The sequence below is a fragment of the Persicitalea sp. genome (genome assembly GCF_041751555.1).
Lineage (GTDB): Bacteria > Bacteroidota > Bacteroidia > Cytophagales > Spirosomataceae > Persicitalea.
Genome location: NZ_JBGSXF010000232.1, coordinates 1 through 8,480, shown reverse-complemented (window position 1 = coordinate 8,480; position 8,480 = coordinate 1). Strand labels below are relative to the sequence as shown.

9 protein-coding genes and 1 pseudogene are annotated in these 8,480 nt (G+C 51.9%); 1 reads left to right on the top strand and 9 read right to left on the bottom strand.

The features are described from left to right. From ACEW8P_RS08340 to ppgK, 6 genes are all read right to left on the bottom strand, one after another. A partial coding sequence (locus ACEW8P_RS08340) for an ABC transporter ATP-binding protein (RefSeq protein WP_373512628.1) occupies window positions 1-752 on the bottom strand: 752 nt, incomplete at its 3' end. Then, a complete protein-coding gene (locus tag ACEW8P_RS08335) occupies window positions 749-1,699 on the bottom strand; it encodes an HlyD family secretion protein (RefSeq protein ID WP_373512627.1) in 951 nt (316 codons plus the stop codon). The genes ACEW8P_RS08335 and ACEW8P_RS08340, both read right to left, overlap by 4 nt. A gap of 148 nt (window positions 1,700-1,847) precedes the next feature. Beyond that, complete coding sequence (locus tag ACEW8P_RS08330; RefSeq protein ID WP_373512626.1) at window positions 1,848-3,137, bottom strand: TolC family protein; 1,290 nt, start codon at window positions 3,135-3,137, stop codon at window positions 1,848-1,850. 52 nt (window positions 3,138-3,189) lie between these two features. Next, window positions 3,190-3,801, bottom strand: coding sequence for a TetR/AcrR family transcriptional regulator (locus tag ACEW8P_RS08325; RefSeq protein WP_373512625.1), 612 nt, complete (start codon window positions 3,799-3,801; stop codon window positions 3,190-3,192). A 107-nt stretch (window positions 3,802-3,908) separates the two neighbouring features. Then, complete coding sequence (locus tag ACEW8P_RS08320; RefSeq protein ID WP_373512624.1) at window positions 3,909-4,781, bottom strand: lysophospholipid acyltransferase family protein; 873 nt, start codon at window positions 4,779-4,781, stop codon at window positions 3,909-3,911. Window positions 4,782-5,148: 367 nt separating this feature from the next. Beyond that, window positions 5,149-5,916, bottom strand: coding sequence for a polyphosphate--glucose phosphotransferase (gene ppgK, locus ACEW8P_RS08315; RefSeq protein WP_373512623.1), 768 nt, complete (start codon window positions 5,914-5,916; stop codon window positions 5,149-5,151). Between the two features lie 208 nt (window positions 5,917-6,124). Here ppgK and ACEW8P_RS08310 point away from each other — a divergent pair, with 208 nt between their 5' ends. Then, complete coding sequence (locus ACEW8P_RS08310) at window positions 6,125-6,682, top strand: DUF4142 domain-containing protein (RefSeq protein WP_373512622.1); 558 nt, start codon at window positions 6,125-6,127, stop codon at window positions 6,680-6,682. On the opposite strand, the gene ACEW8P_RS08305 is transcribed toward ACEW8P_RS08310, so the two are convergent. The 3 genes and pseudogenes from ACEW8P_RS08305 to ACEW8P_RS08295 all read right to left on the bottom strand — a co-directional run. Then, window positions 6,679-6,852, bottom strand: a complete 174-nt coding sequence (locus ACEW8P_RS08305) for a hypothetical protein (protein ID WP_373512621.1) — start codon at window positions 6,850-6,852, stop codon at window positions 6,679-6,681. The genes ACEW8P_RS08310 and ACEW8P_RS08305 overlap by 4 nt on opposite strands. Before the next feature lie 62 nt (window positions 6,853-6,914). Then, window positions 6,915-7,904, bottom strand: a complete 990-nt coding sequence (locus ACEW8P_RS08300) for a DUF4249 domain-containing protein (protein WP_373512620.1) — start codon at window positions 7,902-7,904, stop codon at window positions 6,915-6,917. A 79-nt stretch (window positions 7,905-7,983) separates the two neighbouring features. Next, window positions 7,984-8,480: pseudogene (locus ACEW8P_RS08295) on the bottom strand (TonB-dependent receptor); the annotation flags it as partial.

Sequence of the window (8,480 nt, the reverse complement as noted above, 5' to 3'; positions counted from 1 at the left end):
AAGGCGTAGCAGGTGACTGTGAACGGAGCTTTTCGCAAATCCTGAATGAGACGATACCTGTCGTTCGCCTTTACCGCAAACAGCGGTTTGTCAAAGAGTTGCTCCACGCCCGTGGGCGTGTCGATGGCCAGGACTTTTCCGGTTTGCATGAGGGCGATGCGGTCGCAAAGGCTGGCCTCGTCCATATAGGGTGTCGAAACCAAAATCGTCAGGCCGCGCTCTTTCAGATTTCCGAGCATATCCCAAAACTCCTTGCGCGACACGGCATCCACGCCCGTAGTCGGCTCGTCCAGGAAAAGTACTTCCGGTTTGTGAATCAGGGCGCAGCAAAGAGCAAGCTTCTGCTTCATGCCACCCGAAAGCGCTCCCGCCCTACGATTCTTGAACGGTTCTAACTGCACATAAATCTCGCGAATAAGCTCGTAGTTGGCAGCGATGGAAGTACCAAAAACGGTCGCAAAAAATTGCAGGTTCTCCCCCACGCTCAAATCGGGATACAATGAAAACCGTCCCGGCATGTACCCTACCACCGACCGCAAAGCCCGGAAGTCGCGCACTGCATCGCGTCCGGCCACGGTAGCGCACCCCGCGTCGGGCAGCAGCAACGTGACCAGGATTTTGAAAAGGGTAGTTTTGCCCGCCCCGTCCGGCCCAATCAGCCCGAAAAGCTCACCCGCCTCCACCGTCAGCGACACGTCCTGCACCGCCTTGGTTTCGCCGTAGGATTTCGATATGTTTTCGATGGTGATCATAATTCTGTCTTCTTGCCAAACCGCACTTCGCCCGGCATTCCGATCTTTAGGCCGCCATCGTTTTTGACGACGATTTTCATGGCGTACACGAGATTCACCCGCTCCTCTTTGGTCTGAATGACTTTGGGCGTAAACTCAGCCTTGCTGGAAATCCAGGTAACTACCCCGTCGTAGGTTTTTAAAGTACCCTCTGGCGCATCCACGGCTACCTGTACCCGCTGGCCGGGCCTGACGTTCACCAATTGGTCACCGCCTACGTAGGCGCGGAGCGTAACGTTGTCGAGCGTCGCGATTTTGTACAGCGGCTTGCCGTAGCTGACCACTTCACCCGGCTCGGCGTACTTTACCGTCACGGTGCCGCCAATCGGGTTTACGACCGTCGCCTTGCCGATCTGATCGTCGAGTTGTTTCACCTGCTCGGCCAGCGGCGCGGTTTCGGCCACGGTGCCGCTGCGCTGGGTGTTGAGGGCCGAGGCCTGCGCCACGCGTTGCTGCCGCGTGAGGGCAATCTGCCGTTCCAGCGTCTCGAGTTGGGCGTTTATATCATCCAGTTGCTTGCTAGGGGCTGCTCCGGCGGTGACCAGGTTTTGGGCGCGTTCCTGCTCGCGCAACAAGTTCTTGCGCTGCTGCTGCTGTACCGCAATCTGCTGTTCGTAGGCCGAAAGCTGCGCCGACACGTTGGGGGCGCGACTTTGCACAGCTCGCTCGCTGGCGCGTAGCTGCGCCTTGCGCAGTTCCAACTGCTCGGTGTCGATGCGGCCCACCGTCTGGCCAGAGTCCAGCGATTCGCCCTCTTGCACGGTGAAGCTCTGCAGTTCGCCCGTCGCCTGGGCCGAAACGGTAGTTTCGATGGCTTCGAAGTTGCCGTAGGCATCGGCGGTGTCTTCGTCAGGATTGCAGCCGAGGAGAAAGAGAGCGGCTAGGAATAAAATGGTGATCTGTTTCATTATGAAAAAAGGCTTTTTAGAGATAGATCAGGATTTCACCCTTTCAGGGCTTTGTTTTGTCGGGTTCTTAGTTTTCGCAAGGCTTCACCTTACGCTGCCGTATTACGCCCTTTCAGGGCTTATATGTTTCTTTACGAGAACTCTCAGCCTAATTTCCCGCCAAAGTCCGGTACTGAATCCTGGCCGATACCAACTGCAACTCGTGTAATTTTTGGTTCAATTGCGCCTGGTTTTCGGCGTTGAGCAGGGCTGTGTAGTCGCGGGCGGCGATGGCTCCGTTGTCGAGCTGAACGGCAGCGGCTTGCCGGACGCGCGTCCGCAGGGCCGCGATTTCGGCGTCAGTGGCGAGTTGTGCCGTCAGTTTGTCGATTTCGGTTTGTTGCTGTCGGAGTTGTACGCTTAGGTTTTTCTCAAAAGTAGCTTGTTGAATGTCCACGATTTGACGGTTGAGCATAATCATCTGCCGGTCATTATTCAGGGTATAGGCCGAAGAAAGATTCCAGTTCAACCGCAGACCGCCGATAAAAAAGCCCTTGAAATCATTACTTAGAAAGTTCAATCCCGGTCTTCCGCCGCCACCCTGAGCAAAGAGACTCAGTCGCGGCTTCGTTTTGTTGGCTGTCAATCGGAACTGAGCGTCGTAGAGCGACCGCTGCGCCTGATAAAGTTGGAGTTCGGGTCTGCCTTGTTCTACTTCGCTTGCTACTTCCATTTCATTTCCTACTTTAACCTGGTTTGGAAGTACTTCTACAACCAATTTCGTACTGTCGGAAATAGGTAAGTCGGTGAGCAAAGCCAGCGATTCGCGCAGCCCCGATCGTGTGGCGTCGAGTTGGGCGAGGCGCTGGCGGGCGGTAAGTAGTTCTGCCTCCAAACCATCGACGTCCATTTGCGCCACCGTACCGAAACGGACGTTTGCCCTAAATTTCTCTAATCTGTTTGCCAGATCGGCCAGGATTGCCTGAGTCAGTATCAGATTTTCGTCGGTGAGCAGAGCGTTGAGGAACAAGGCGTCGACTTGGTCTTTCAATCGATTCAGTTCTATTTCCACCTGCTGCTGAGCGGATGCGGTGCTGGCCCGCTGTACTTCGGATTGCAGTTGGGTCAGGTTGCCGTCGTAGAGGGCGTAGCTGGCGTCGAGCGTAATGCGGTACTGGTCTTTGCTGAGGGTGGGGACGGAGAAATTAGGTAGTTCGATAGGTAGTTTGGTCACCTGCGACTGCCAGGTTGCCTGGCCGTTGACCGCCAGTTGGGGCAGCCTCCGGTTTTTGTTTAGATTCTCGATCGCCAGCTCCCCGTTTTGGGCCAGAATTTCCTTTTGTTTCAGCAAGGGGTAGTTGGTACGGGCCGCTTCGTAGCATTGCTCTAATGTCAGGACCGACTGGCTTTGCACCGACCAACTTGTTAGAAAGTACAGTAAAAATAGGTATCGCTTCATAACTAATCAAACATCTGATCTAAACATCTGTTTGTTTTAATAACAAATTTTTTTACTTCAATTTCAAGTACGCCATGATCATTTCCGGGACGATTTGCTTGCGTTCCTTCATAAACTCCTTAAAACCATCATCGTCCAGACTACCAACGTAGGTCACTACGGGCCTCGCCACGACGGGAAAAACGATGTTACCCAAAATGGACATAATCACCTGCAGCGGCGCAATTTCACGGATATTTCCTTTCTCCGCTTCCTCCGCTAACTGCTTTGAGAATACGGATTGTCCAATGAGCCCCCGCGCGTTGATCCCTTTGAAAAATGCTCCATCGTTCACTTGTTGTTCTGACAAAATAAATCTGGGAATGAGCGGATTATCCATAATAAAATCGGTGTAGCGATCGACAATCTTCCAAATTTTCACTTCCAATGGCGTAGGTTCGTTAAGCATAAGTATTATTTGCCCGACGAACTGCGCCAGGGTTTCGGCGTAGATGCTTTGAAACAGTTGCTCTTTGCTACGGAAATAATAATTGATCATTGCCAGGTTCACACCTGCCTCCTCGGCGATCTGCCGCATCTTGGCCCCTTCGTAGCCCTGCGCCAGAAACACCCGGCGGGCGGCTTCCTTTATTTTCTTTTCGGCGTCTTGCTTTTCCTCAGTCATTGTCGTTCTATCTCCTGCAAAGGTAGCAATAGATTTTATAAATCAAACGATTGTTTAATTTTTTTTCAAAAATGTATAAACAGAAAAACAGGCTTCGAAAGAGTACTTTATGAAGGCCGCTTGTGCTTCCAGCGCCGATGACTCCACAACCAGTTGAAAGGCTGCGCCCGGATGTCGCTTTCCAACAACCGAATTTGCTTTTCCAGAACGCCATTCCGAGGCAGAGTTTTGCACTCATCACAAATCAGCGAAATTTCGACGTGGTAGAAACCCCGCTTAGCTTCGATGCGGCTGAAATCAGCGTAGAGAACCGTTAGATCGTTGCGGCGGGCCAGGATTTCGCCGCCCCGGAAAAATCCGGTGTCCTGGTGCAGGAAGGTAGTCCAGAAAGCCGACTCGGGCGGCGGTGACTGGTCATTGGCCAGCACGACCACGTAGGGTTTTCTGCGGGGTTTGCGGAGTTCGGCGGCGATGTCGTTCATGGGAACCATCTTGGCCCCGAAGCGCGTACGCAGATCAAGGAACCACTGGTCGAAATCACGATTGGCAAGGGGCCGATAGACGACCAAACATTCGTGTGAAAACCGCAACGAGGAGAAGAGATTGGCCAATTCCCAGTTGCCGCGGTGTCCCATCAAAAACAGGACGTTTTTACCTTCGGTGTAGAGCCGATCCACCAGGCCGATGTCGCCTTCGATGCGTTCGAGGATTTCTTCCGCCGGACAGCTGCGGTATTTGACCGTTTCGAATATCGTATCGGCAAGGTGGCGGTAGTAGCGGCGAGCAATGGCGCGAATTTCGTCTTCGTTTTTGCCAGGAAAGCTCCGGCGTAAATTTTGAAAGATCACCTTTTGACGGTAGGGAACTACCCTATACAGGAGGAAGTTGAGCGCCGAGGATAGCCGATAAATGCTTTTCCAGGAAACCCCCGAAAGACGATCCAGCAGGCGAATATAAAACTTGGGTCGGGGCTGACTCATGCATCCATTAGTAGTTGCGGCAGAAACTCAGGCAAGAATTCTTTTCTGAGTTTTCTGTTATTTAGGTCAAAATCGACTCAATTGAGCATTACTTAAAAATAAACTACCCCTTCTCCTCACGATGAAAACAATGGAATGCCCCTCCTGTGCCATGGAAATAGACGCCAAAAGCGACTCTTGCCCCATCTGCAGCTACGAATTCCCCAAACAAAGCCGTTGGATTCAAATCGTTGCCGTGCTGCTGGTATTGCTGTTTTTGTATTTGGTTATTTTTTGAAGGGGCAAAGGCGGTTGGCCGCTGCGATCCAAAGTCACAAAGTAAAGTCAAACCGAGAAGGAACGCTCTGCTCTCACTTGTACCAATTCATTACTGCTGGGCGGCCTCGTCATCACTCATCACTAAGCCAACTCCTGCCATTGCCGCTCCGATGATTCCGGCTTCGTTGCGGGTTTCAGCGACTAGAATTGGGACGTCGATCGTCAGGATGTCCTCAAACTTATGGTACTTTTTGCTGGCCCCGCCGCCCAAAATGATGAGATCGGGTGAGAAGAGACGAATGATATGGTGCAGAAACACGTCCAGCCGCTTACCCCACTTCTTGTAGCTAAGTTCTTTGCGCTGACGGGCCGAGTCGGCGGCGTAGTACTCGATGGGCTTGCCATTGGTGTGCAGCAGTCGGCCCAGCTCGAAGTTAGGGATTAACTTGCCGTCCAGAAAGACACCCGAGCCGATGCCCGTACCCAGCGTCAGGACGAAGACCAGTCCCTTTTTGTCGATGCCCGCGCCGAAGCTCATTTCGGCCAGTCCGGCGGCGTCAGCGTCATTGATAACCTTGAAGGGCTGCCCGGTTTTCTTGCGAAAAAGTTCTTCAATGTGGACACCCACCCACTCAGGATCCATATTACTATGGCCACGGGCGATACCCTTGTCAATAACGGTCGGGAAGCCACAGCCAACCGGGCCTTTCCACTCAAAATGCTTCACAATTTCTTTGACGACATCAGCAACAGCGGCAGGTTTGGAGGGATCGGGCGTGGGAATTCGGAAGCGCTCGGTAGTCAGTTCGCCCGTTTCGATGTTTACTTTTGCGCCCTTGATGCCGGAGCCGCCGATGTCGATGCCTAAAATTTCCATGTACTTTTTCGGGAGAGTTCGATTAGAGTGGGTAGTGTCAAAAAGAGGGTCAGAACCGCTATGCCAACTTTCGCTAATGGCGTAGCGGGGCCAAATATAAGCAATTGCGGTAAAATGGCTGTTTTCACTCTGTACAGCTGCCGGGCTGGCACAAAATTTTAGTATCTACTAAACTCATTTTCCCATAACCTAAAATTCGATTAACACTATGAAAAAGATCGCTTTCAACCTGATGCTAGCCGCTTCGCTGTTCGCGACCGCCGCCTGCGACAACGACAGAAACGACAGCGCTGAGCAAGCCGAAGAAATGAACGAAGACATGCTGGGCGAAGCCATGGAAGACGATGCAGAGTTTGCCGTAACCGCCGCCGATGGAGGCATGTTCGAGGTACAATTGGGCGAGCTGGCCCAGAAAAACGGGGCTTCTGAAGACGTCAAACAGTTTGGGCGTCTGATGACCATCGACCACGGCCAGGCCAACGAGGAACTGAAACTACTGGCCTCACAGAAGAACATCACCCTACCCACTACGCTGAGCGAAGACAAGCAGGAGAAATACAACGAACTGGCCGAAAAAACGGGCAAGGAATTCGACGAGGCCTATGCCGAATTAATGGTGAAAGACCACGAAGAAGACATCAAGCACTTCAAAGAGCAAGGCGAAGATGGCAAAGACCCAGACCTTAAAGCCTGGGCCGCCGGAAAAGTAGCCGCCCTGGAACTGCACCTTTCCAAGGCTAAGGTAATGGAAGAAACGGTGGATTAATTCACCGCCGTCGTGTCAATCCCCAGCGTGTCGGGTTGAATTTGGCGATTATCCACTTCATCTTCGGCCATTACGGGCGTTTCGTTGTCGCGCAGGTTCTGGGTCGAATCATTGCTGCCGCAGGCGAACAAAGTACCCGCTACGAAGCAAACGGCTAGTAGTTTTTTCATGAGTTTTTAAGTTTTACCACAATAAAAATAGGGCGTAAAAATACGCCCTATTTTTTTGAGTTTTAGGGTTTGATGGCTTTGGTACTTTGGTTGTAGCTGGCAAAGACGCCTAAGCCGCCCTTGACGTTGGTATAAATTAGTGAGGGTTCAGTAAAAGGATTGTCGCCGTTGTAGTTTTCCAGCGACCGATGAAACTCATAGTAAGGCACATCTACATTCTGGACTTGCAAATATATCCCTACCCTTTCGGCTGGCCGACTGGGCAAGAGAGGTTTGCCATCCACTGTGATTCCTCCTCCGTAGTTAAGTAAGCTGCTATAACTCTCAAACTGGGGAGAGGCAAAAGTAGTGCCGTCCAAATTCTTGTCGTTTTGGAACACGCTGCGGAAGTTATTGCGATCGACCCGATAGTTATTGATAAAGGTTTGACGGTATTCGTAGTACTTCTTCTCTGCTTGATTGAATCTGAATGCAGGCGCGTCGATCACCTCGTATACGTTGACCCGGTAGTAGTTGGCCTCGCCCGCCGGGTCGTCCCAAGTGAAGTTGGTAGTAAGAATCTTCTGCGTATTGCCGAATCGGTTGCCAATCATTGAATCCAACGTATAACTCTTGACGGGTACTTGATCTTTTGGGACAGTGCAGGTGGCTTGGGCCTTTTGCCCGCCTTCGGTCACAGTCAAGGTGTAGGTTTGTCCCGCCCGGATGGGAAACTGGCTCACCGGAAGGTCAAAAACCTGATTGGGCTTTTGGTAGCGCAAATTGGCGGTCGTTTGCCCGTCGCTGATTGTTACCGTGGCGGTCGTGAGTGGTTGATTTGTACGGATCGTGTCGCCGTTTTCCAGAAAATACGATTGTCCGTTGCTGCTGTACATCCCAAAGGCGGGGCGGGATCGGCTCACTTTGGCTCGGATGACGGTGTCCTGCGGGGAAATATAGCAGAACATGGTAAGCTGTGGGTCGCCCTGAGGTAGTTTGTCTTCGGGGATAGTATTTACCAGCGACTCGCAGGATGTTAGGACAATAAGGAGGAGAAAGGCAAAATATTTCATTTGTTCGAAAGACGTATTATCAAAGATTTAAAAAAATTCATTGCACGTGCAACTCCGCGCCGCAAGCCCTCTCCCCTACTCAGAATTTAAAATTATAACTGAACGAAGGTAGAAAAGGAAACAGCGATACGCGCTGCAACACAGTTTTGCTCGTGTAAGAGCCGTTGGGCTGGGAATTGGTGTTCGAAACCTCCTCACTACCTACATTGTAAAAAAACGGATTGCGGCGATTGTAGGCGTTGTAAATGCCAAATTCCCAGGTCCGCTCGTGCCGCTTCAATTTCTTATGAAACTGCACCGCGACGTCGAGACGGTGGTAGGGTTCGGCCCGGAAAGAGTTTTTGGGGCCATACTCATTGACTCCCTGGCCATACCAATTCAAACTACCGACTCCCGGCATCAGATTACTGGCGTTGTCGGAGTAGGCGGAGTATTGTCCGCGTGGTACCGTGAGGGCGTTACCCGTCCCATACACCCAGGTGGCAGATAGTGTCACGCGCTTGCTTAGTTCGTAAATCCCGACGACCGAAATATCATGGCGTCGATCGTAGCGCGGGTAAAAAGTTTCGCCGAAGT